Raw genomic sequence first — 23,049 nt, 5'->3', positions numbered from 1 at the left:
GGCCGACCTGGGCACAGGTCGGCCGCCGTTCAGGCGCTGTGGAGCATAGGAGACTCGAACTCCTGACATCTGCCTTGCAAAGGCAGCGCTCTACCAACTGAGCTAATGCCCCTCGACGGCACGCCCCGTGCCGACGGGCACTAGCGTACCGGTTCCGGCGCGATTCCCGGCGCCGTCCCCTCGGAACAGTGTTCTCCCCGAGGGGCGGTCGGCCCGGTCGTGGGACCGGACCGACCGGTTGGGAGACGCCTCAACGCCTCCGAAGATCTGCGATCGTCAGATCGTCCGGGCTCAGCGACCGGCCGGGACCGGGTCGGTGGCCTCGGTCCACAGGTCCTGCTCGGCGCGGTCCGCCTGGACCTGACGGTAGACAAAGAAGCCGCCGAGGGCGACCAGGGCGACCAGGAGGAGCTTCTTCACCGCGGGACCTCGTCCTTCTTGCGTTGGTGGACTCAAGAGCCGGTGTTCCGGCCGGGCTGACCGGGCCGACGAGTCCAGTTGTGTTTCGAGCGCGAACAGGGCGGTCGGGTGCCGGACAGCCCTTGCGGCCGATGATACACACCAGTTTCCCAATCGTGACCAGCCACCGGTGCTCAACCCGGCGGCCCGGTCGGAGGATTGACGCCACACCTCCTGCTGTGCGGTGCGTCCGCCCCGGAAGCACGACGAGGGGCCCGGAGTGATCACTCCGGGCCCCTCGTGGCGGTGGGCCTAACAGGACTTGAACCTGTGGCCTCTTCCTTATCAGGGAAGCGCTCTAACCGTCTGAGCTATAGGCCCGCGCTGCACACAGAGCGTACCCGATGCGGCCCATCCTGGAAAACGCCGAAGGGCCCGGAGTGATCACTCCGGGCCCTTCGCGGTGGTGGGCCTAACAGGACTTGAACCTGTGGCCTCTTCCTTATCAGGGAAGCGCTCTAACCGTCTGAGCTATAGGCCCTTGCCGCACTGAAAGATTAGCGGACCGACCGCCGATCCCCCAAATCCTCGGCGGCCCGGGTCGCGGCAGGGACCCCGGCGGCCGGGCGCAGCAGCCACTCCTCGCGGGTGGGCGGCAGGCCCGCCGCGCCCTCGTCGGTGCTGCGGACGGCGAGGACCTGGTTCACGCCGATCCGGTTCTGCTCGAAGGCGAGCGCGGAGGCGGCCATGTACAGCCGCCAGACCCGGGCGCGGCCGCGGCCGACCAGCCGGACCGCCTCCGTCCAGTGCGCCTCCAGGTTGGCCACCCACTCGCGCAGGGTCAGGGCGTAGTGCTCGCGCAGCGCCTCGACGTCCCGCACCTCGAAGCCGGCCTCCTCCAGCCGGGCCACGGTGGAACCGACCGGGGAGAGCTCGCCGTCCGGGAAGACGTAGCGGTCGATGAAGGGGCTGGTGCGGTGCGGTTCACCGGGGTGGTCGGGGCGGCGGGCGATCTGGTGGTTGAGCAGCCGGCCGCCGGGCACCAGCAGGCCGTAGAGCCCCTCGGCGTAGACCCGGTACTGCTGGGAGCCGACGTGCTCGGCCATTCCCACGCTGGAGATCGCGTCGAACGGGCCGTCGGTGATCTCCCGGTAGTCCTGCAGCCGGACCTCGATCCGGTCGGCGAGGCCGGCCTCCTCGACCCGGGCCCTGGCCAGCGCGACCTGCTCCTTGGAGATGGAGACGCCCACCGCGGTGACGCCGTAGTGCTTCGCCGCGTGCAGCAGCAGCGAGCCCCAGCCGCAGCCGACGTCCAGCAGCCGCATCCCGGGCCGCAGGCCGAGCTTGCGGCAGATCAGGTCGAGCTTGGCCTCCTGGGCGGCCTCCAGGCTCTTCACCTCGGGGGCCCAGTAGGCGCACGAGTAGACCATGGACGGGCCGAGCACGAGGCCGTAGAAGTCGTTCCCCACGTCGTAGTGGTGGCTGATGGCCGCGCGGTCCCGGCTGCGGCTGTGCAGCCGCCCGTGGGGCTTGCGGACCTCCTCCGGGGGCGGGGTGGGCTCCGTGCCGATCGCCCCGGCCCGCAGGGCGGCGGCGAGGACGCGGCGGCCCTTGGCGCCGACCACGTCGCGCGGACGGATGGCCAGGTTGCGGATCTCCGGCAGCTCGGCGAAGCGGGCGACGGCGGAGAGCGTCTCGTACAGGTCGGTGCCCGGGGCGAGCTCGAGGTCCCCCGCGACGTAGGCCCGGGCCAGGCCGAGCTCGTCCGGCTGCCAGATCAGCCGGCGCAGCGCCCGGCGGTTGCGCAGGACCACCGTGGGCGCTCCGGGCGGCCCCGCGACGCTGCCGTCCCAGGCCTGGACCCGCAGCGGCACCGGGATCCCCAACAACCCGTTCAAAGCCTCCACCAGCTGACCTGCGAGCTTCGCCACCGCGCGCCTCCGTCCAGTCGTCCTGCGGAACCTCACCTGACCCGGTCGACCGACCGGGGGCGGCCTGCGGCACTCCCAGGCGCGGGAACGGGCGGCGTCCAGCTAAGCCCACCGCGGCCGACCCGATTCCGGACGGCACGCCGCGGGCGCCGGCTGTCACCCGAAATGCCGACGGGCCCCGCAGACGGCAACGGCCTGCGGGGCCCGGGCATTCCGCACGGAGGCGGGGAACTGACCGGTGGTCAGTATTCGGCCAGGAATCAGTCCTCTTCGGCCAGGGTCAGCTCGACGCCGCCGGTGAAGCCGGCCGCCGCGTTGTAGATGAAGGCGGAGAGGGTGGACAGCGCGGTCAGCAGCACGACGTCGACCACGGCGATCAGCGTGGTGAACATCATCACCTTGCCGAAGCCGATGTAGTCCATCAGGTTGAGCTGGCTGCTGGCGTTGTCGGCGCCGCCACCGGTGACGTCCTTGAGCGTCTTGGTCAGCGAGTCGAAGACGCCCAGGGAGTCCAGCGTCATCCACAGCACCGCCGCGGCCACGATGATGATGATGCCGACGGCCAGCGACAGCAGGAAGCTGACCTTCATCACCGACCACGGGTCGACCTTCGTCACCCGCAGCCGCGCCTTGCGGGTCCGGCCGATCGGCCCGCCGCCGGCCGGGGCCCCGCCGCCGGGGCGGCGCGCCGCCCCCGGGACGGGGGTGCCGCCGGCCGGGGTGTTGCCGCCGGTCCGGGTGCCCCGGGCCGGGGTCGGCTGCCCCTTGGCGTAGGTGGTCGGCTGCGAGAAACCGCCCGAGCCGGCGGGCGCGCCGCTCGGCGGAGGCGGCGTCTGGCCCCCGTACGTCCCCCCGCTCTGGCCCGCTGCGCCGACCGGTGGCATCAGCGAGGTGGACGCGGCCGAGTGCTCGGTCGGCGGCTGCGGCACCCCGTACGCACCCCCGCCCTGCGCGCCCGGACGGCCGCCGGAGGGTCCTCCCGCAGCACCCGTGGCTCCACTCACCTGGTCCTCCCGCACTTCCCACCAGGGCGGCGCCGCCCTGATCCGTCACTCGTCATCCAGCGCCCGGCGGGATTGCCCGGTACTGGTCGGCGGCCGGTGCCGCCGCGCCCACCCTGGGGACGCCGCGGCACCGGTCTGCGGTTCGGGTCAGGCCTCGGCGTCGCCGCCGACCGCCGTCTCCGCACCCTCGGCCGTCTCGGTGGACTCGGTGCCCGCGACCTCGTCCTCCGCCGTCTCGTCCTCCTCGGCCTCCGCGTTGCGGGCCATGCCCACGACCGCGTCGCGCTTCCCGAGGTTGATCAGTTGGACGCCCATGGTGTCACGTCCGGTTTCACGAACCTCGGAAACCCTCGTGCGGATCACCCCACCGGACAGGGTGATCGCCATGATCTCGTCGGTGTCGTCGACCACCAGCGCACCGACCAGCGAACCCCGGCCCTCGACGATCTTCGCCGCCTTGGTGCCGTAGCCGCCGCGTCCCTGGACACGGTACTCGTCCACCGCCGTGCGCTTGGCGTAGCCGCCGTCCGTGGCGGTGAAGACGTACGTGCCCGGGCGGACGACGTTCATCGAGAGCAGCTCGTCGTCCTCGCGGAAGGCCATGCCCTTGACGCCCGAGGTGGCGCGGCCGGTGGGCCGCAGCGCGTCGTCCGTCGCGGTGAAGCGGATCGACTGGGCCTTCTTGGAGACCAGCAGCAGGTCGTCCTCGGCGGAGACCAGCTCGGCGCCGATCAGCTCGTCGTCCCGGCCCTCCTCGTCCTGGCGCAGGTTGATCGCGATCAGGCCGCCGGAGCGCGGGGAGTCGTAGTCCTTCAGCGGGGACTTCTTCACCAGGCCGGCCCGGGTGGCGAGGACCAGGTACGGCTTGTCCTCGTAGGTCCGGACGGCCATCACCTGGGCGATGTGCTCGCCCGGCTGGAAGGCCAGCAGGTTGGCGACGTGCTGGCCGCGGGCGTCGCGCCCGGCGTCCGGCAACTCGTAGCCCTTGGCGCGGTAGACCCGGCCCTTGTTGGTGAAGAACAGGATCCAGTTGTGGGTCGTCGTCACGAAGAAGTGGTCGACGATGTCGTCCTGCTTCAGCTGGGCACCGCGCACGCCCTTGCCGCCGCGCTTCTGCGAGCGGTAGAGGTCGGAGCGGGTCCGCTTGACGTAGCCGCCACGGGTGATCGTGACGACGATGTCCTCCTCCGCGATGAGGTCCTCGATCGAGAGGTCCCCGTCGGACGGGATGAGGGTGGAGCGCCGGTCGTCGCCGTACTTCTCGACGATCGCGGTGAGCTCCTCGGAGATGATCCCCCGCTGGCGGACCGGCGAGGCCAGGATCGCGTTGTACTCGTCGATCTTGCGCTGCAGCTCGTCGTGCTCGTCGGTGATCCGCTGGCGCTCGAGGGCGGCCAGTCGGCGCAGCTGCATCTCGAGGATGGCGTTGGCCTGGAGCTCGTCGATGTCGAGCAGGCCCATCAGGCCGGTGCGGGCGGCGTCCGCGCTGGCCGAGGCCCGGATCAGCGCGATGACCTCGTCGATCACGTCCAGCGCCTTGAGCAGCGCGCGCAGGATGTGGGCGCGCTCCTCGGCCTTGCGCAGCCGGAAGGTGGTGCGCCGGACGATGACCTCGACCTGGTGGTTGACCCAGTGCCGGATGAAGGCGTCCAGCGAGAGGGTGCGCGGCACGCCGTCGACCAGGGCCAGCATGTTGGCGCCGAAGTTGGTCTGCAGCTCGGTGTGCTTGTAGAGGTTGTTCAGCACGACCTTGGCGACGGCGTCGCGCTTGAGCACGACCACCAGGCGGGTGCCGGTGCGGGACGAGGACTCGTCGCGGACGTCGGCGATGCCGGCGATCTTGCCGTCCTTGACCAGGTCGGCGATCTTCAGCGCGAGGTTGTCCGGGTTGACCTGGTACGGCAGCTCGGTGATCACCAGGCACTGGCGGCCCTGGATCTCCTCGACCTCGACCACGGCGCGCATGGTGACCGAGCCGCGGCCGGTGCGGTAGTAGTCGTCGATCCCGCGGCGGCCGACGATCAGCGCGCCGGTGGGGAAGTCGGGGCCCTTGATCCGCTCGATCAGCGCGTCGAGCAGCTCCTCGTTGGAGGCCTCGGGGTTCTCCAGGTACCACAGCGCGCCGGAGGCGACCTCGCGGAGGTTGTGCGGCGGGATGTTGGTGGCCATGCCGACCGCGATGCCGGTGGCACCGTTGACCAGCAGGTTGGGGAAGCGCGCGGGCAGGACGGTCGGCTCCTGCGAGCGGCCGTCGTAGTTGGGCGCGAAGTCGACGGTCTCCTCGTCGATGTCGCGCATCATCTCCATGGCCAGCGGCATCATCTTGCACTCGGTGTAGCGCATGGCCGCGGCCGGGTCGTTGCCCGGGGAGCCGAAGTTGCCGTTGCCGTCCACCAGCGGCATCCGCATCGACCACGGCTGGGCCAGGCGGACCACGGTGTCGTAGATCGAGGTGTCGCCGTGCGGGTGGTAGTTGCCCATGACGTCGCCGACGACGCGGGCGCACTTGTAGTACCCCTTCTCGGGGCGGTACCCGCCGTCGTACATCGCGTAGAGCACGCGGCGGTGCACCGGCTTGAGGCCGTCGCGGACCTCGGGGAGCGCACGGCTGACGATCACGCTCATCGCGTAGTCGAGGTACGAGCGCTGCATCTCGGTCTCGAGCTCGACCGGCTCGATCCGCATCGTCGCCTGGGCGGTGCCCTCTTCGGTCTCGGGGGTCTCGGGCTGCTCGCCGTCGGGACGGTTGTCGTCGACCACTGCTGGTCAGTTTCCTTTCACGCGGACTGGTACGTGCGGGGCCTGGGGTGCAGGCGTCACACGTCCAGGAAGCGGACGTCCTTGGCGTTGCGCTGGATGAAGGAGCGGCGGGCCTCGACGTCCTCGCCCATCAACACGGAGAACAGTTCGTCGGCGCGGGCGGCGTCCTCCAGGGTGACCTGGAGCAGCAGCCGGTGGGCCGCGTCCATGGTGGTGACCCGGAGCTCCTCGGCGTTCATCTCGCCGAGACCCTTGAAGCGCTGGATCGCGTCGTCCTTGGGCAGCCGGCGCCCGGCCTCCACGCCGGCGGCGATCAGCGCGTCGCGCTCGCGGTCGGAGTAGGCGTACTCGAAGTCGTCCTTGCCCCACTTGATCTTGTACAGCGGCGGCATGGCGAGGTAGACGTACCCGGCCTCGACCAGCGGCCGCATGAAGCGGAACAGCAGGGTCAGCAGCAGGGTGCGGATGTGCTGACCGTCGACGTCGGCGTCCGCCATCAGGACGATCTTGTGGTACCGGAGCTTGGCCTCGTCGTAGTCCTCCTGGATGCCGCAGCCGAAGGCCGAGATCAGCGCCTGGACCTCGGTGTTCTGCAGCACCTTGTCGATCCGGGCCTTCTCGACGTTCAGGATCTTGCCGCGGATCGGCAGGATCGCCTGGGTGCGCGGGTCGCGGCCCTGCTTGGCGGAGCCGCCGGCGGAGTCACCCTCGACGATGAAGATCTCGCACTCGGACGGGTCCTTGGACTGGCAGTCGGAGAGCTTGCCGGGCAGCGAGGCGGACTCCAGCAGGCCCTTGCGGCGGGTGAGGTCGCGGGCCTTGCGGGCGGCGACGCGCGCGGTGGCGGCCTGGATGGACTTGCGGATGATGTCCGCGGCCTCGTTGGGGTTGCGGTCCAGCCAGTCGTTCAGCTGCTCGTGGACGACCTTCTGGACGAAGGTCTTGGCCTCGGTGTTGCCGAGCTTGTCCTTGGTCTGGCCCTCGAACTGCGGCTCGCCGAGCTTGACCGAGATGATCGCGGTCAGACCCTCGCGGATGTCCTCGCCGGAGAGGTTGTCGTCCTTCTCGCGGAGCAGCTTCTTGTCCCGCGCGTAGCGGTTGACCAGGCCGGTCAGCGCGGCGCGGAAGCCCTCCTCGTGGGTACCGCCGCCGTGGGTGTGGATGGTGTTGGCGAAGCTGTAGACCCCCTCGGTGTAGGAGGAGTTCCACTGCATCGCGATCTCCACCGAGATCGCCTTGTCCTTGTCCTCGGCCTCGAAGTCGATCACCGAGGGGTGGATGACCTCGCCCTTGCGGGAGTTGAGGTGGGCGACGAAGTCGGCGATGCCGCCGTCGTACTTGTACGTGACGGTGAGCGGCTTGCCCTCCTCGTCCACGTGCTCGGGGCGCTCGTCGGTCAGCGAGATCGACAGGCCCTTGTTGAGGAAGGCCATCTCCTGGAAGCGCCGGGAGAGCGTCTCGAAGGAGTAGACGGTGGTCTCGAAGATGTCGGCGTCGGCCCAGAAGGTCACCGTGGTGCCGGTGCGGTCGGTCTCGGGGCCCTTCGCCAGCGGGGCGGTCGGGGCGCCCGCCTTGTAGTCCTGGGTCCAGATGTGGCCGTCCTTGTGGATCTCCACCGAGAGCCGGGTGGAGAGGGCGTTCACCACGGAGACGCCGACGCCGTGCAGACCGCCGGACACGGCGTAGCCGCCGCCGCCGAACTTGCCGCCCGCGTGCAGGACGGTGAGCACGACCTCAACGGCGGGCTTGTCCTGGCCGGGGACGATGTCCACCGGGATGCCACGGCCGTTGTCGACGACGCGGATCGCGCCGTCGGCCATGATCGTGACGTCGATGGTGTCGGCGTACCCGGCCATCGCCTCGTCGACGGAGTTGTCCACGACCTCCTGCACCAGGTGGTGCAGGCCGCGCTCACCGGTCGAACCGATGTACATGCCGGGGCGCTTGCGGACGGCGTCGAGGCCTTCCAGCACCTGGATGTTGCTACCGGTGTAGGAAGCCTGGTCGGTCTGGTCTGGGGTCTGGCTGGGGTTGCCGGAATCGGCCACGAAGCGCCCTCTCTGGCACAGCACGGGCCGCATGCCCTCCCCGTACGGGCGGGCGTGCGACCACAGCGTTTCGACTCGGTTGCCACTAGCAACAGTGTTTGGCTCCCAGTCTACCGGTACGACTGACAGAGATGGGCGTTTGGCAGCCCTTGAAGGCAGATACGCCGCCCTGAATCCCCTCGGCACGTGTCCCGATACTCGACCGGGGGGCCGGGGGCGCCTGGAAGGGCCGTCAGGGGTTCCGGAAGATCGCGATCCGATCCCGGCGGCGGGAGACCGCTCTAGCCCCAGGTGTCGCCGGGGCCCTTGCTGCCGGGGGCGCGCAGCCGGCCGTAGCCGCGGGCGGGCGCGGCCGGGCCGAGCACCTTGATGGTCCGCACCGTTCCGTGGCCCAGCTCGTGGTTCAGACGGGCCACCAACTGCCTGGCCAGCCACCGCAGTTGCGTCGCCCAGGCGGTGGAGTCGCACTGCACGGTGAGCACCGCCTCGGCCTCGTCGAAGGAGGAGGGGTGGCAGTGCGCGGCGATGTCCGGACCGACGATCTGCGGCCAGCGGCCCATCACCCCGCCGACCGCGGCGGAGGACTCCCAGCCGCGCTCGGTCAGCAGCCGGTTCAGCGCGGCGCCCAGCGGCACCGGGTCGCGGCCGTCCGACCGGGCGCCGCTGCGCAGGCCGTGCCGCTTCGCCTCGCGCTTCTGCTGGACCTGCTCCCCGCGCTGGCGGGCCTGGGCACGGGCGGCCCGCAGGGCGGAACGGGCGAGGTCGGCACCGGTGGGCTCGGGGCCGGCGGGGGCGGGGACGACCGGGCCGGAGCCGGCGGGACGGGAACCGGCGGGGCCGGGGATGGTGGGGAAGGGCGAGCGCTCCGCCGACTCGCTCACGGCGATCTCCTTCCCCAGCCTGTGGACAACCGATGAGCCGTCCAGCCTACGGGAGCGGTCGGACGCCGGACGGCGGGACGTGCCCGGAGGGCGGTCGGTGTGACGAGCGGCTCAGGCAACGGACGGGATCGCGGGCGGACGGGCGGACGGGCGTCCGGGCCGGCGCGCAGGCCCGCAGCCGTACGGGCGGGTCGGCGGTTTCAGGCGTCGATCCGGCGGACGCCGCCGTCGGAGACCGCGAACCGGGCGCCGGCCAGCGCCTTCGGCACGTCCTCGGCCACCGCCGCGGTGACCAGCACCTGCTCGCCGTCGGCCACCAGCTCGGCCAGCCGGTCCCGGCGGGCGGCGTCCAGCTCGGCGAAGACGTCGTCCAGGATCAGCACCGGCTCGCCGCCGTCGGCGCGCAGCATCTCGTACGACGCCAGCCGCAGCGCCAGCGCGAACGACCAGGACTCGCCGTGGCTCGCGTAGCCCTTGGCGGGCATCGGGCCGAGCTTGAGCACCAGCTCGTCGCGGTGCGGGCCGACCAGGGTGACCCCGCGCTCGATCTCCTGCTTGCGGGCCGCCTGCAGCGCCCCCAGCAGTTGCTCCTCGGCCTGCTCGCGGCTGGTCGGCAGCTCGCCCTCGAAGGAGCTGCGGTACTCCAGCGAGGTTTCGCCGCCGCCCGGGGCCAGCTGCCCGTAAGCAGCCGTCACCAGCGGCTGCAGGGCGGAGGCCAGCTGGATCCGGAAGGCCGTCAACTCCGCCCCGGCGCGCGCCAGGTGACCGTCCCAGACCTCCAGGGTGGACAGGTCCGCGCCCTTGCCGCCGCCGGCCCGGCGGGCCATCGCGGCGGTCTTCAGCAGGGCGTTGCGCTGCTTGAGCACCCGCTCGTAGTCCTGCCGGACCCCGGCCAGCCGGGGGGCGCGGGCGGTGAGCAGTTCGTCCAGGAAGCGGCGGCGCTCGCCCGGGTCGCCCTTGACCAGGCTGAGGTCCTCGGGGGCGAACAGCACGGTCCGCAGCAGGCCCAGCACGTCGCGCGGGCGGACGTTGTCGGAGCGGTTGATCCGGGCCCGGTTGGCCTTGCCCGGGGTGAGCTCCAGCTCGACCAGGGTGGAGCGGCCGCGGTCCACCACCGAGGTGCGGATCACCGCCCGCTCGGCGCCGAGCCGGATCAGCGGGGCGTCGGTGGCGACCCGGTGGCTGCCCAGGGTGGCGACGTAGCCGATCGCCTCGACCAGGTTGGTCTTGCCCTGGCCGTTGGGCCCGACGAAGGCCGTCACGCCCGGGTCGAGGGGGACCTCGGCCCGGGCGTACGACCGGAAGTCGGCGAGCGACAGGTGCGCGACGTGCATGGCGGTGGACTGCGCTCGCCTTCTGTCAACAGACTGTGGACGGCCGGGTGTCCGGTGGACCACCCGGCCGGGGGGACTACTTCGACTCGACCGCGTGGCCGCCGAACTGGTTGCGCAGCGCGGCGATCATCTTCATCTGCGGCGAGTCGTCCTGGCGGGAGGCGAAGCGGGCGAACAGCGAGGCGGTGATCGCCGGCAGCGGCACGGCGTGGTCGATCGCGGCCTCGACGGTCCAGCGGCCCTCGCCGGAGTCGGCGGCCCAGCCGCGCAGCTTGGCCAGGTGCTCGTCCTCGTCCAGGGCGCGGACGGCCAGGTCCAGCAGCCAGGAGCGGATCACGGTGCCCTCCTGCCAGCTGCGGAAGACCTCGCGCACGTCGGTCACCTCGGGCGCGGCCTCCAGCAGCTCCCAGCCCTCGGCGAAGGCCTGCATCATCGCGTACTCGATGCCGTTGTGGACCATCTTGGCGAAGTGGCCGGCGCCCACCGCCCCCGCGTGCACCGAGCCGAAGTCGCCCTCGGGCTTGAGCGCGTCGAACACCGGCTGGACGCGGGCGACGTGCTCGGCGTCGCCGCCGTACATCAGCGCATAGCCGTTCTCCAGGCCCCAGACGCCGCCGGAGACGCCGCAGTCGACGAAGCCGATGCCCTTGGCGGCCAGCGCCTCGGCGTGCTTGACGTCGTCGGTCCAGCGGGAGTTGCCGCCGTCGACCACCACGTCGCCGGGGGAGAGCAGCTCGGCGAGCTCGTCGACGGTCGCCTGGGTCGCGGCACCGGCCGGGACCATCACCCAGACCACGCGGGGGCCCTGGAGCTTGCTGACGAGCTCCTGGAGGCTCTCGACGTCGGAGATCTCCGGGTTGCGGTCGTAGCCGACGACGGTGTGGCCGGCGCGGCGGATCCGCTCGCGCATGTTGCCGCCCATCTTGCCGAGACCGATGAGGCCGAGCTCCATGACCAAATCCTTACTGTGGGGACGTGCCTGCCGGCGGCGCCGTTGCCGCACTCCCCGAGCCTACGCTTCCGGCGGTGACGGACTCTGCGCGGTCGGGCCGACCGGGGGAGACGTCCACAGGCTGTGCACAGCGGGTGTGCACAGCCTGTGGACGGTCACGCGGAGAGCGGGATCAGCCGGCCGGATCAGCCGGAGAGGCGGACCGGCATGATGAGGTACTGGTACGCCTTGTCCTCCTCGGCGTCCACCGAGACCTTGCCGCTGAGCAGGGCCGGCTTGGTCGGGGTGGTGAAGCTCAGCTGGGCGTAGGCGGAGTCGATGGCCTTGAGCCCCTCCTCCAGGTAGCCCGGGTTGAAGGCGATCGAGATGTCGTCGCCCTCGAGGTCGGCCTCGATCCGCTCGGTGGCCTGGGCGTCGTCGCCCGAGCCGGCCTCCAGGGTCAGCACGCCCTGCTCGAAGTTCAGCCGCACCGGGGTGTTGCGCTCGGCGACCAGCGAGACGCGCTTGAGCGCCTCCAGGAAGGGCTGGGTCTGGATCGCGGCGACCGCGCTGAACTCGGTCGGGAAGAGGCTGCGGAACTTGGGGAACTCGCCCTCCAGCAGCCGGGTGGTGGTGCGGCGGCCGGCGCCCTCGAAGCCGATCAGGCCCTCGCCCGCGCCTCCCGAGGAGAGCGCGATGGAGACGGTGTCGCCACTGCCCAGGGACTTGGCGATGTCCTGCAGCGTCTTGGCGGGCACCAGGGCGACCGCGGAGATGTCGGACTGCTCGGGCTTCCACAGCAGCTCGCGGACGGCGAAGCGGTAGCGGTCGGTGGCGGCCAGGGTGATCCGGTCGCCCTCGATCTCGACCCGGACACCGGTCAGCACCGGCAGGGTGTCGTCCCGGCCGGCGGCGACCGCGGCCTGGCTGACCGCCGAGGCGAAGACGTCCCCGGAGACGGTGCCGGTGGCGGTCGGCATCTGGGGCAGGGCCGGGTACTCGTCCACCGGGAGGGTGGGGAGGGTGAACCGGGAGCTGCCGCAGACGACGCTGACCCGCTGGCCGTCGGTGGAGATCTCCACAGGCCTGTTGGGAAGGTTGCGCGAGATGTCGTTGAGCAGTCGGCCGGAGACCAGGACGGTGCCGGCCTCCTCGACGTCCGCCTCCAGCTCGACCCGGGCCGACACCTCGTAGTCGAAGCCGGACAGCGCCAGGCTGCCCTCCTGCCCGGTCAGCAGCAGGCCGGCCAGCACCGGCACCGGCGGCCGTGCCGGGAGGCTGCGGGCAGCCCAGGCCACCGCCTCCGCGAGGACGTCACGCTCCACCCGGAACTTCACCGGTAACCGCCTCCTGGATCGAGCGCTCCCGCTCGCACTCTGGTTCGTCTGATCTTGATCGTCGGTTCCGCTGTCCGCCGAGCTCTGCCGCTCCGCTTCCAGCTGCAAAGGACAGTCTGACGTACTCCGCCGACAGACGGGGCAGACGGGCGGAAGCGAGGCCGAACAGATGTCGGGGAGCGGTTGTCCACAGATTTCGGGCCCACCCACTTTGAAAGCAGGTCCCAGGTCTATCTGTGTAGCGGTAGTAGTAGGGCCTGTGGAAACCGTGGATAACCCCGTTTCCGCAGGTCAGCGCCCGAATTTTGTCCACAGTGGGTGTGGACGGCGGCTGTGGACGGACAGGCCGCGCTGTGGACGGCCGAGCGTTACCCACAGGGCACGCAGCGTATCCACAGGTTATCCCCAGGACTGTCCCCAGTTCCGGGCCGGGTTATCCACGGACCCCGGTCAACTTTTCGTGACGCCTTTCACACCAGGGCGTGAACGCCAGTTCACGGTTGTCGAACTGTGGACGCTGCTGTGGACAACCTGGGGATAACCGCCCCGACCTTGGGGACAACCGGTGGACAACCCGAACGGCCCACTGGCGGCCCGTCAACTGTCCACAGCCTGTGGATAACCATTGTGCACAAGTCCACAGGCATCTGACCTGCGCGGAAGAGCGTAGCGGCGACGCGCCTGTGGACGAATTCTGGATAACTCCGGACTCCCCGGCCTGTGGATCGCGCGGAAGGGGCCGCACCTGTGGACAACGGCCTTGCGCGCCCCGCCTTTTCGAATGCCCGGTCAATTGTTCGCCCCCTGGCGCGGACCGGCGGCGGATCCGTCGACGGCATCCCTGCCCCAGCACCGCCCGCCGCACACCTGTGGACGACGAAAAAGGGCGTCAGGATCGCTCCTGACGCCCCGTGGAGGTCCGCCGTCCGCCGGTGCCACCGGCCGGACGCGGCTCAGCTCTTGATGCGGTTGGTGAGTTCGGTGACCTGGTTGTAGATCGAGCGCCGCTCCGCCATCAACGAGCGGATCTTGCGGTCCGCGTGCATCACGGTGGTGTGGTCGCGGCCGCCGAACTGCGCGCCGATCTTCGGCAGCGAGAGGTCGGTGAGCTCCCGGCACAGGTACATGGCGATCTGCCGGGCCGTCACCAGCACCCGGCTGCGCGAGGATCCGCAGAGGTCGTCCACGCCCAGGCCGAAGTAGGCGGCGGTCTGCTGCATGATGACCTGTGCCGTGATCTCCGGCCCGGCGTCCTCGTCCCCGCCGGGGATCAGGTCCTTGAGGACGATCCCGGCCAACTCCAGGTCCACCGGAGCCCGGTTGAGGTTGGCGAAGGCGGTGACCCGGATGAGCGCGCCCTCCAACTCCCGGATGTTGCGGGTGATCCGGGACGCGATGAACTCCAACACGTCGGCGGGAGCGTTGAGTTGTTCCTGGATCGCCTTCTTGCGCAGGATCGCGATCCGGGTCTCCAGCTCCGGCGGGGTGACGTCGGTGATCAGTCCCCACTCGAAGCGGTTGCGCAGCCGGTCCTCCAGCGTGGTCAGCAGCTTGGGCGGCCGGTCCGAGGAGAGCACGATCTGCTTGTTCGCGTTGTGCAGGGTGTTGAAGGTGTGGAAGAACTCCTCCTGCGTGGACTCCTTGCTCGCGAGGAACTGGACGTCGTCCACGAGCAGGATGTCCATGTCCCGGTAGCGGCGGCGGAAGGTGTCCGCCTTGCCGTCCCGGATCGAGTTGATGAACTCGTTGGTGAACTCCTCCGAGGACACGTACCGCACCCGGGTGCCCGGGAAGAGGCTGCGCGAGTAGTGCCCGATGGCGTGCAGCAGGTGGGTCTTGCCCAGCCCGGACTCCCCGTAGATGAAGAGCGGGTTGTACGCCTTGGCCGGGGCTTCGGCCACCGCCACCGCCGCCGCGTGCGCGAAGCGGTTGCTGGCGCCGATCACGAAGGTGTCGAAGAGGTACTTGGGGTTCAGCCGGGCCGCCGGCTCGTCCTTGCGCGAGCCCCCGGCCGGAGGGGCGCCGGGCGGGGCGGGCACCCCGGGGACGGCGGGGCGGTCGGTGCCGCGCTCCGCGGCGGGCTTCTCGGCCGGGCGGCCGCCGGTGGGACGGGAGCCGGGCGACCGCCGGCCGGCGCCGGTGCGCGGCTGCTCACCGGGGCCGGGGCCGTACGCCCCGCCGAACAGGTCGCCCTGGGTGGTCGAGGGCGGGCTGGGCAGGTGGCGCGGCGCCGGGCGGGGCGCCGGCTCCTCGGACTCCCGGTAGGGCTGCTGCGGCTCCTGGTAGCCGGAGTCCTGGTAACCGGACCACGGCTGGCCGGACTGGCCGCCGTAGGAGGCGGGGCGCTGTTCGTAGCCGCCGCCGTCGTCGTAGCGGGGGCGGTCGTAGTCCTGCTGGTAGGACTGCTGGTGGTAGTCCTGCCCGCGGTAGCCGTCCGGGTCCTCCTCGGCGGGGCCCGGGTAGGGCTCCGCGGGGGCCTGGGCGGCGGGCGCGGGGGTAGGCACGGCGTTGGCGTCGACCATCACCGCGATCCGCACCGGCCGGCTGAGCTCGCGGCTGAGGGCGTCGGTCAGCTGCGGCAGCAGCCGGCCCTCCAGCACCTGCTTGGCCCGCTCGTTCGGGGTCGCCAGCAGGGCGGTGTCGTGCATCATCCACATGGGCTGGGTGCGCTGCACCCACTGTTTGTCCATCTCCCCGACGTCGGGGTCGCTGACCAGCCGCTCGACGACCCTCGCCCAGACCGGGACGAGGTCGCTGTTGACATCAGCCACTGGTGCACGCTTTCAGAGAACAAACCAGACAAGTTCTGCAACGGTAGTCAGCGAACAGAGACGGATCAAGTCGTTGTCCACAGGCTGTGGGTAAACCTGCCGCAGGGGGCTGGTTTGACCCTCGGACCCCGTCCCGCGTACCGTAACCAGGTCGAGTTGTCGATGGCCGCTGCCGCATGTCCGCGGGTCCACCCGCTCCATAAGGCGCGCAGCACGGGCGCCGTGGATTGCCCCAGACCCCAGCCGAACTGGGGCGACGGGCCGGATTTCCGAATCAGGGGAGATCACGCGGACGCACGGTGACGGCCAAGCGACCCCCCGTCATCCTACGATTCACCTCAGGAGCCCCCGAGTGAGCAAGCGCACCTTCCAGCCGAACAACCGTCGTCGCGCGAAGACCCACGGCTTCCGGCTGCGTATGCGTACCCGCGCCGGCCGCGCCATCCTGGCCGCCCGCCGTGGCAAGGGCCGCGCCAGCCTGTCCGCCTGATCCACGACAGAGTCTGTTGTGCTGCCCTCCGAGAATCGGCTGCGGCGGCGCCAGGACTTCGCGACCGCGGTGAAACGCGGTCGCCGGGCCGGCCGGCCCCTTCTGGTCGTCCATCTCAGCAGAGAGGGCGACCTCCAGGGGCCGACCGACCGGACCAGCGACTCCCGCCCGCACGTCGCCGAGGGGACTCCTTCGGCGCGTGCGGGTTTCGTCGTGAGCAAGGCCGTCGGCCCGGCGGTCGTCCGCAACCTGGTCAAGCGCCGGTTGCGCCATCTCATCCGTGATCGTCTGTCCCGGCTGCCCGCCGGTAGCCTGATAGTGGTGCGTGCGCTGCCCCAGGCCGCGACCGCCTCGTACCAGGATCTCGAACGTGATCTTGACGCGGCGCTGAAGCGGTTGCTGAGGGTCGAGCCCGCCGCCTCGGCACCGACGGGAGCAGGGCGATGAAGTACCTGCTGATGGGTCTGATCAGGGTCTACCAGTGGACCATCAGCCCGCTGCTCGGTCCGGTCTGCCGTTATTACCCCTCCTGCTCGCACTACGGCTACGAGGCCGTCAGGGTGCACGGGGCGGTCAAGGGCGGCGGACTGACCGTATGGCGCATCCTGCGCTGCAATCCGTGGTCGCCCGGCGGGGTGGACCACGTACCGCCGCGCAAGCACCCGGTGTGGCACCGCCGGCTGCGCGATCTGCTGAGCCCCAAGAGCGGGACCGCCGAGCCGGAGCCGGTGGCGAAGCCCGATGCCCAAGGAGTCTGACCGGTGACCTTCGGTTTTCTGAGTCCCCTCTACACCGCGGTGTCCTGGATCATCGTCCAGTTCCACTCGCTGTACAGCCACATCTTCGACCCGGACGGTGGCTGGGCCTGGGGTCTGGCCATCGCCTCGATGGTGGTCGTCATCCGGATCTGCCTGATCCCGCTCTTCGTGAAGCAGATCAAGGCGACCCGCGCCATGCAGGCGATCCAGCCGAAGATGAAGGCGATCCAGGAGCGCTACAAGAACGACCGGCAGCGCCAGTCGGAAGAGATGATGAAGCTGTACAAGGAGGCGGGTACCAACCCGTTCTCCAGCTGCCTTCCGATCATCGTGCAGGCGCCGTTCTTCACCGCCCTCTACGGCGTGCTCGCCAAGGTCGCCAAGGGCCAGGACATCGGCGTCATCCACGGCAGCCTGCTGGTCAGCGCCGGCAAGGCGCACATCTTCGGTGCCCCGCTCTCCGCGACCTTCCTCGGCAGCAGCGAGACCAGTGTCAAGATCGTCACCGCGGTGATGATCATCATGATGTCGCTGTCGCAGTTCATCACCCAGCGCCAGCTGATGACCAAGAACGTCGACCTCACGGTGAAGACGCCGTTCATGCAGCAGCAGAAGATGCTGATGTACGTCTTCCCGGTCATGTTCGCCGTGATGGGCATCAACTTCCCGGTCGGTGTCCTGGTCTACTGGCTGACCACCAACGTCTGGTCGATGGGCCAGCAGCTGATCGTCATCCACAACAACCCGACCCCGGGCAGCAAGGCCTTCCAGGAGCGCCAGGCGCGGCTGAAGAAGGCCGGTCGACTGCGTCCGGACGGTACGGAGATCAAGGGCGCGCTCTGGGGCCTGCTGCCCCCGTCCAAGGAGGCCCTCGCCGAGGCGTCCTCCGCGGCCGCCGTGGTCGAGGAGTCGGTGCAGGTGCGCCGCCAGCAGCCGCGTCGGCAGACCAAGGCGCAGCGCCAGCAGGCCGTCGCCACCGCCCAGGGGGCGGAGGCGGACGCGTCCGGGGCGAGCGAGGGCAGCAAGGACGGGCAGCCGACCGACACCGTCCCGGCCGAGTCCGGCCCCAAGCCCACGGCGGCCAAGCAGCCCGCAGCCAAGCAGCCCGCGGCCAAGCAGCCGGCGGCCAAGTCGGGCGGTCCCCGGCAGGGCGCCCGCCAGCAGCCCAAGCGCGGCGGCCAGCGACCGAAGAAGAAGTCCTGACCGACCCCTGCCCCGCTGTGGCACCCCAGAGCTTCGTTCCCGGCCCGCCCGACGGGCCCAACTCCGAAGGAGTCCATCAGTGACGGAAGGCACCACCTCCGCCGTCGAGGCCGAGGCCGCCGCCAGCGCCGACGAGAGCCTCGTCGCCCGCCTCGAGCAGGAAGGCGACATCGCGGCGGACTACCTGGAGGGTCTGCTCGACATCGCGGACCTCGACGGTGACATCGACATGGACGTCGAGGGCGACCGCGCCCTGGTCTCCATCGTGAGCGACGGCAACGACCGCGCGCTCCAGCGCCTGGTCGGCCAGGACGGTGAGGTGCTGGAGGCCCTGCAGGAGCTGACCCGGTTGGCTGTCCACCGGGAGACCGGCGAGCGCAGCCGCCTCATGCTGGACATTGCCGGCTTCCGGGCCCGCAAGCGGGAGGAGCTGGCGGCCCTCGGCGCCAAGGCGGCGGAGCAGGCCAGGACCAGCGGCGAGCAGGTCAAGCTGCGGCCGATGACGCCCTTCGAGCGCAAGGTCGTCCACGACGCGGTCGCGGCCGCCGGTCTGCGCAGCGAGTCCGAGGGCGAAGAGCCCCAGCGGTGCGTGGTCGTGCTGCCGGCCTGAGGCCGACGGGCGACGTCCGGCCGCTGCGGCGGCCGGTGAGCTTCACCGGACGCGACCCCGTCCGCCTCGTGCGGGCGGGGTCGTCGTCCCTTCCGCGGGGTTCGGCCCGGCGGGGATGTTTCACGTGAAACGGTGCGTTGAGCGGGTCGGTGGATCCGGGGATCGGAGAGGTCGAGATGGACACGGAGAGCGGGGCCGCCGGCCGTCCGGGGGCGGACGTGGATCCGGACGCTGAGGGGCGGGCGGCCGAGGCGCCCGAGCTGGACGTGCCGGGCGACGCGCCTGCCGCGGCCCGGGAGGTCTTCGGTGACCGCTTCGACGCAGCCGTCCGCTACACCGAGCTGCTGGCCACCGCGGGCGTCCAGCGCGGACTGATCGGTCCGCGCGAGGTGCCCCGGCTGTGGGACCGCCACGTGCTCAACTGCGCGGTGCTCGCCGAGCTGCTGCCGGCCGGCTCCACCTTGTGCGACGTCGGCTCCGGTGCCGGGCTGCCCGGCATCCCGGTGGCGCTGGCCCGTCCGGACGTTTCGGTGACCCTCCTCGAGCCGCTGCTGCGCCGGACCACCTTCTTGGAGGAGGTCGTCCGCGAGCTGGCGCTGGAGAACGTCACGGTGCTGCGGGGCCGCGCCGAGGAGATGGTCGGCAAGCTCGCGGTGGACGTGGTGACCGCCCGGGCGGTGGCGCCGCTGGACCGGCTGGCCGGCTGGGGGCTGCCGCTGCTGCGTCCGCACGGGCAGATGCTGGCGCTCAAGGGCGACAGTGCCGAGCAGGAGTTGGCCGACTCGCGCGCCGGGCTGACCAAGCTCGGGGCGGTCGAGTGGAGCGTGATCTCGGTCGGCGAGGGCACCCTGGAGACCTCGACCCGGGTGGTCCAGGTCAAGGCCGGGGAGAGCCCCGGCGGTGTGCGGGCCGCGACCCGGCGGGCCAAGATGGCCCGGGCCGGCCGCGGCGCGAACGCGAAGGGCGGCGAGCGCGGTCGGGGCGGGCGGCGCCGCGGCCGCTGAGGCCGGGTGCCACCGAAGACCTGTCGCAGCGGGCGGGCGGTCCTCCAGAACGGGGGGAACCGTCCGCCCGTCGTCATTCAGGTGACGGCTGGGCCGATGATCGGACACCGGAGTGTCGCAACGTCAGATTTCCGGCATAGCGGGCATGGTGTTCGACGTGAAACGTCGCTCCTTGCTCTCCGGAATCCTCCGTCGTGACCGGGCGGCGACTGTTGCCGCTCCGGTTTCACGTGAAACACTGAGCCCCATGCAGGACTCGGAGACCATCGACCAGATCGATGACACGCCCATCGCCCGGGCCGCCCAGGCTGCGGTCCAGGCGATCGGCCGAGCGGGGGAGGGGCTTCCCCGGCCCGCCACCACCCGGGTGATCGTGGTCGCCAACCAGAAGGGTGGGGTGGGCAAGACCACCACCACCGTGAACATGGCCGCTTCGCTGGCGATGCACGGACTGCGCGTCCTGGTCGTCGACCTCGACCCCCAGGGGAACGCCTCCACCGCCCTCGGCATCGACCACCACGCCGACGTGCCGTCCATCTACGACGTCCTGGTCGAGGGCAAGCCCCTGGCCGACGTGGTGCAGCCCGTCGTGGACGTCGAGGGGCTGTTCTGCGTCCCCGCCACGATCGACCTGGCCGGTGCGGAGATCGAGCTGGTCTCGCTGGTGGCCCGGGAGAGCCGGCTGCAGCGCGCCATCGCCGCCTACGAGCAGCCCTTGGACTACATCCTGATCGACTGTCCGCCCTCGCTGGGCCTGCTGACGGTCAACGCCCTGGTGGCGGGCCAGGAGGTGCTGATCCCCATCCAGTGCGAGTACTACGCGCTCGAGGGCCTCGGCCAGCTGCTGCGCAACGTCGATCTGGTGCGCGCCCACCTCAACCCCACGCTGCACGTCTCGACCATCCTGCTCACCATGTACGACGCCCGGACCAGGCTGGCCGCCCAGGTCGCCGAGGAGGTCCGGACCCACTTCCAGAACGAGGTGCTGAGCACGGCGATCCCGCGCTCGGTGCGCATCTCGGAGGCGCCCAGCTACGGGCAGACGGTGCTCACCTACGACCCGGGCTCGACCGGGGCGCTCTCCTACCTGGAGGCCGCCCGCGAGCTCGCGCTGCGCGCGGTGGGGCCGGGTGGAGCGCAGGTGGGGCAGCAGCGGGACGGCCAGCAGGGGCACGGAGCCCCGGTGGTACAGCACGGCACGACGGAGGGTCATCGGTGAGCGGTCGCAGCAGGGGACTTGGGAAGGGGCTGGACGCGCTGTTCGGCGGGGCGGCACAGCCCGCGCCGACCGCGCCGGCGCCGCCCTTGGTGACGGCCACCGGAGGGACCTCGCCGACCGAGGTCCCGACGCTGCCGGCCGACCGCAGCACGGTGGCGGCCCGGGTGGCCGCGGGCAAGCGGGTCATCGAGCAGCCGAAGCCGGCGCCGGTGCCGGGTGCCTTCTTCGCCGAGCTGCCGGTGGACTCGATCGAGCCCAACCCGCGCCAGCCCCGCGAGTACTTCGACGAGGACAAGCTGGCCGAGCTGGTCGTCTCCATCAAGGAGGTGGGCCTGCTCCAGCCGGTGGTGGTGCGTCAGACCGGTCCGGAGGCCTTCGAGCTGATCATGGGCGAGCGCCGCTGGCGTGCGTCCCGTGAGGCCGGACTGACCCTGATCCCGGCGATCGTCCGGGCCACCGAGGACGACAAGCTCCTGTTGGACGCCCTCCTGGAGAACCTCCACCGGGCGGAGCTGAACGCGCTGGAGGAGGCCGCCGCCTACGACCAGCTGCTGCAGGACTTCTCCTGCACCCATGACGAGCTGGCGGACCGGATCGGCCGCTCCCGCTCGCACGTGACCAACACCCTGCGGCTGCTGAAGCTGCCCCCGGCCGTCCAGAGCCGGATCGCCGCCGGGGTGCTGTCCGCCGGACACGCCAAGGCGCTGTGCAGCCTCACCGACCCGGAGGACCAGGAGAAGCTGGCGGCCCGGATCAACCGTGAGGGCCTCTCGGTGCGGACCACCGAGGAGATCGTCAAGACCATGAACACGGAGGTCAAGCCGAGTCGTCCGGCGCCCAAGGCCGGCAAGCTGCTGACCCCGGCGTTCAACGACCTGGCGAGCCGCCTCTCGGACCGGTTCGACACCCGGGTCAAGGTCGAGGTGTCGCAGCGCGGCGGGAAGCTGGGCAAGGGCAAGGTCGTGCTGGAGTTCGGCTCGGTGGAGGACCTCAACCGGATCCTGGACAGCATGGCCCCGGGCGAGGACGGGCTGCGACTGTCACAGGGCTGAGCCGGCCGGAGGCGACGACCCGATGGGTGCGTGTTCCACGTGAGCGCAGTTTCACGTGAAACATGCACCCATCGGCGTTCACGGGGGAATGCTCGACCGTGAGAGGGAGGAGGAGGTACGGGCCATGGGACGCCGGATAGCCCCGCTGACACTGGACAACCTCGCGGATCTTCCGATCGGGTGCCGCTCCTGCGTGTTCTGGGAGCTGGACCCGGTCAGCGCGAAGGAGGCGGTCGAGTCTGGGAAGCCGGAGCAGGAGAAGGAGGGGTGGATCTCCGCGGTGCTGCTGGAGTGGGGTTCCTGCGGCCGGATCGTCTACGTGGACGACCAGCCCGCCGGCTTCGTGCTCTACGCGCCGCCCGCGTACGTCCCCCGCTCGCAGTCCTTCCCGACCAGCCCGGTCTCACCCGACGCCGTCCAGTTGATGGTCAGCCGCGTCCTCCCCGGGTACCAGCGGCAGGGCCTCGGCCGGGTGCTGGTGCAGACGGTGGCCAAGGACCTGCTCGGGCGCGGGGTCCGGGCCATCGAGGCCTTCGGATCGGCGGGCCGGACGCCCACCAGCTGCGTGCTGCCGGCCGACCATCTGCTCGCGGTCGGCTTCAAGACCGTACGACCGCACCACCGGTACCCGCGGCTGCGGTTGGAGGCGCGGACCACGCTCTCCTGGCGGGGCGACGTGGAGGTCGCGCTGGAACGGCTGCTCGGCGGCGGGCGCAAGGAGCCGGCCCTGCGGCCGTTCTGAGCGGGCGCGCCGGGGCCGTGACGGAGCGCTGAGCCGAGGGAGCGGGGCCGCGGAGCGGCAGAAAGACGGCGGCGGGGCACCCCGGTTGGGGAGCCCCGCCGCCGTGCGTTCGGTGACCGGCGTGCCTAGATCAGGCCGTCCAGCTCGCGCATCAGCGCGGCCTTCGGACGGGCGCCGGTGATCTGCTTCACCGGCTGGCCGCCCTTGTAGAGGATCAGGGTCGGGATCGAGATGACGTTGTACTCGGCGGCGGTCGTCTGGTTGGCGTCCACGTCGAGCTTGGCAACGGTCAGCTTGTCGCCGTGCTCGGCCGCGATCTCCTCCAGGACCGGGGCGACCTGGCGGCACGGGCCGCACCAGGTGGCCCAGAAGTCGACCAGTACGGGCTTGTCGCTCTCCAGGACGTCGGACTTGAACGTCGCGTCGGTGACGGTGGTGGTGGCGCCGGCCACGGGAACTCCTCGGGTTCGGACGGAGGGGGCTGCCAGGAGAACAACGGGCGGGCCGTTTCTGTTTCTGCCTGGCCGGGGCGGGGGCGTTCCACGTGGAACGCCCCCCGGGGGGGGGGGTGGGGC

The 23,049-nt window shown here is 71.0% G+C and carries 20 protein-coding genes and 3 tRNA genes; 9 read left to right on the top strand and 14 right to left on the bottom strand.

Translation table 11 applies throughout. From position 1 onward, the window contains the following. Positions 1 to 39: 39 nt before the first annotated feature. From ABT247_RS18145 to dnaA, 13 genes are all read right to left on the bottom strand, one after another. A tRNA-Ala gene (locus ABT247_RS18145) sits at positions 40 to 112 on the bottom strand. A 179-nt stretch (positions 113 to 291) separates the two neighbouring features. After that, positions 292 to 420, bottom strand: coding sequence for a DLW-39 family protein (locus tag ABT247_RS18140; RefSeq protein WP_014137031.1), 129 nt, complete (start codon positions 418 to 420; stop codon positions 292 to 294). Between the two features lie 286 nt (positions 421 to 706). Then, positions 707 to 780, bottom strand: a tRNA-Ile gene (locus ABT247_RS18135). Positions 781 to 863: 83 nt separating this feature from the next. After that, positions 864 to 940: transfer RNA gene (locus ABT247_RS18130), tRNA-Ile, on the bottom strand. Between the two features lie 16 nt (positions 941 to 956). Then, positions 957 to 2,330, bottom strand: a complete 1,374-nt coding sequence (locus tag ABT247_RS18125) for a class I SAM-dependent methyltransferase (RefSeq protein WP_350743791.1) — start codon at positions 2,328 to 2,330, stop codon at positions 957 to 959. Between the two features lie 260 nt (positions 2,331 to 2,590). After that, on the bottom strand, positions 2,591 to 3,334 hold the full coding sequence (locus ABT247_RS18120; RefSeq protein ID WP_350743790.1) for a DUF3566 domain-containing protein: 744 nt from the start codon (positions 3,332 to 3,334) through the stop codon (positions 2,591 to 2,593). A gap of 147 nt (positions 3,335 to 3,481) precedes the next feature. Then, positions 3,482 to 6,019: a DNA gyrase subunit A gene (gene gyrA / locus ABT247_RS18115; RefSeq protein ID WP_350743793.1), complete on the bottom strand. Its 2,538-nt coding sequence runs from the start codon at positions 6,017 to 6,019 to the stop codon at positions 3,482 to 3,484. A 131-nt stretch (positions 6,020 to 6,150) separates the two neighbouring features. After that, complete coding sequence (gene gyrB, locus ABT247_RS18110; protein WP_350743789.1) at positions 6,151 to 8,166, bottom strand: DNA topoisomerase (ATP-hydrolyzing) subunit B; 2,016 nt, start codon at positions 8,164 to 8,166, stop codon at positions 6,151 to 6,153. A gap of 257 nt (positions 8,167 to 8,423) precedes the next feature. Beyond that, positions 8,424 to 8,987 carry a DciA family protein gene (locus ABT247_RS18105; RefSeq protein WP_350743792.1) on the bottom strand — a complete coding sequence of 188 codons (564 nt, stop codon included), beginning with the start codon at positions 8,985 to 8,987 and terminating at the stop codon, positions 8,424 to 8,426. A 236-nt stretch (positions 8,988 to 9,223) separates the two neighbouring features. Further along, positions 9,224 to 10,357 carry a DNA replication/repair protein RecF gene (recF, locus tag ABT247_RS18100; protein ID WP_350743788.1) on the bottom strand — a complete coding sequence of 378 codons (1,134 nt, stop codon included), beginning with the start codon at positions 10,355 to 10,357 and terminating at the stop codon, positions 9,224 to 9,226. A gap of 76 nt (positions 10,358 to 10,433) precedes the next feature. Continuing rightward, positions 10,434 to 11,309: a phosphogluconate dehydrogenase (NAD(+)-dependent, decarboxylating) gene (gene gnd, locus ABT247_RS18095; RefSeq protein ID WP_350743787.1), complete on the bottom strand. Its 876-nt coding sequence runs from the start codon at positions 11,307 to 11,309 to the stop codon at positions 10,434 to 10,436. Between the two features lie 185 nt (positions 11,310 to 11,494). Next, on the bottom strand, positions 11,495 to 12,625 hold the full coding sequence (dnaN, locus tag ABT247_RS18090) for a DNA polymerase III subunit beta (RefSeq protein WP_350743786.1): 1,131 nt from the start codon (positions 12,623 to 12,625) through the stop codon (positions 11,495 to 11,497). A gap of 953 nt (positions 12,626 to 13,578) precedes the next feature. After that, a complete protein-coding gene (gene dnaA, locus ABT247_RS18085) occupies positions 13,579 to 15,396 on the bottom strand; it encodes a chromosomal replication initiator protein DnaA (protein ID WP_350743785.1) in 1,818 nt (605 codons plus the stop codon). Between the two features lie 352 nt (positions 15,397 to 15,748). Here dnaA and rpmH point away from each other — a divergent pair, with 352 nt between their 5' ends. The 9 genes from rpmH (at position 15,749) to ABT247_RS18040 (ending at position 22,474) form a co-directional block, all read left to right on the top strand. Continuing rightward, the gene (gene rpmH, locus ABT247_RS18080) at positions 15,749 to 15,886 is read left to right on the top strand and encodes a 50S ribosomal protein L34 (protein ID WP_030059672.1); all 138 of its coding nucleotides are present in this window, start codon (positions 15,749 to 15,751) and stop codon (positions 15,884 to 15,886) included. Positions 15,887 to 15,904: 18 nt separating this feature from the next. Next, positions 15,905 to 16,333 (top strand): ribonuclease P protein component, encoded by a 429-nt coding sequence (gene rnpA / locus ABT247_RS18075; RefSeq protein ID WP_350743784.1) that lies wholly within the window; start codon positions 15,905 to 15,907, stop codon positions 16,331 to 16,333. Beyond that, complete coding sequence (gene yidD, locus ABT247_RS18070) at positions 16,330 to 16,644, top strand: membrane protein insertion efficiency factor YidD (RefSeq protein WP_350743783.1); 315 nt, start codon at positions 16,330 to 16,332, stop codon at positions 16,642 to 16,644. The genes rnpA and yidD overlap by 4 nt, the downstream gene beginning before the upstream one ends. 3 nt (positions 16,645 to 16,647) lie before the next feature. After that, positions 16,648 to 17,847 (top strand): membrane protein insertase YidC, encoded by a 1,200-nt coding sequence (gene yidC / locus ABT247_RS18065; protein WP_350743782.1) that lies wholly within the window; start codon positions 16,648 to 16,650, stop codon positions 17,845 to 17,847. A gap of 79 nt (positions 17,848 to 17,926) precedes the next feature. Next, positions 17,927 to 18,457, top strand: a complete 531-nt coding sequence (locus ABT247_RS18060; protein WP_350743781.1) for a Jag family protein — start codon at positions 17,927 to 17,929, stop codon at positions 18,455 to 18,457. 176 nt (positions 18,458 to 18,633) lie between these two features. Further along, on the top strand, positions 18,634 to 19,461 hold the full coding sequence (gene rsmG, locus ABT247_RS18055) for a 16S rRNA (guanine(527)-N(7))-methyltransferase RsmG (protein ID WP_350743780.1): 828 nt from the start codon (positions 18,634 to 18,636) through the stop codon (positions 19,459 to 19,461). A 247-nt stretch (positions 19,462 to 19,708) separates the two neighbouring features. Beyond that, entirely contained in the window at positions 19,709 to 20,680 is a 972-nt protein-coding gene (locus ABT247_RS18050) for a ParA family protein (protein WP_350743779.1), read from the top strand. Beyond that, on the top strand, positions 20,677 to 21,732 hold the full coding sequence (locus ABT247_RS18045; protein WP_350743778.1) for a ParB/RepB/Spo0J family partition protein: 1,056 nt from the start codon (positions 20,677 to 20,679) through the stop codon (positions 21,730 to 21,732). The genes ABT247_RS18050 and ABT247_RS18045 overlap by 4 nt, the downstream gene beginning before the upstream one ends. A gap of 124 nt (positions 21,733 to 21,856) precedes the next feature. Further along, positions 21,857 to 22,474 (top strand): GNAT family N-acetyltransferase, encoded by a 618-nt coding sequence (locus ABT247_RS18040; RefSeq protein ID WP_350743777.1) that lies wholly within the window; start codon positions 21,857 to 21,859, stop codon positions 22,472 to 22,474. A 125-nt stretch (positions 22,475 to 22,599) separates the two neighbouring features. On the opposite strand, the gene trxA is transcribed toward ABT247_RS18040, so the two are convergent. Then, on the bottom strand, positions 22,600 to 22,926 hold the full coding sequence (trxA, locus tag ABT247_RS18035) for a thioredoxin (RefSeq protein ID WP_350743776.1): 327 nt from the start codon (positions 22,924 to 22,926) through the stop codon (positions 22,600 to 22,602). Positions 22,927 to 23,049: the final 123 nt, after the last annotated feature.

It is taken from the genome of Kitasatospora sp. NPDC001539 (assembly GCF_040298565.1).
GTDB lineage: Bacteria > Actinomycetota > Actinomycetes > Streptomycetales > Streptomycetaceae > Kitasatospora.
This window is presented reverse-complemented; position numbering and strand designations above follow the sequence as displayed.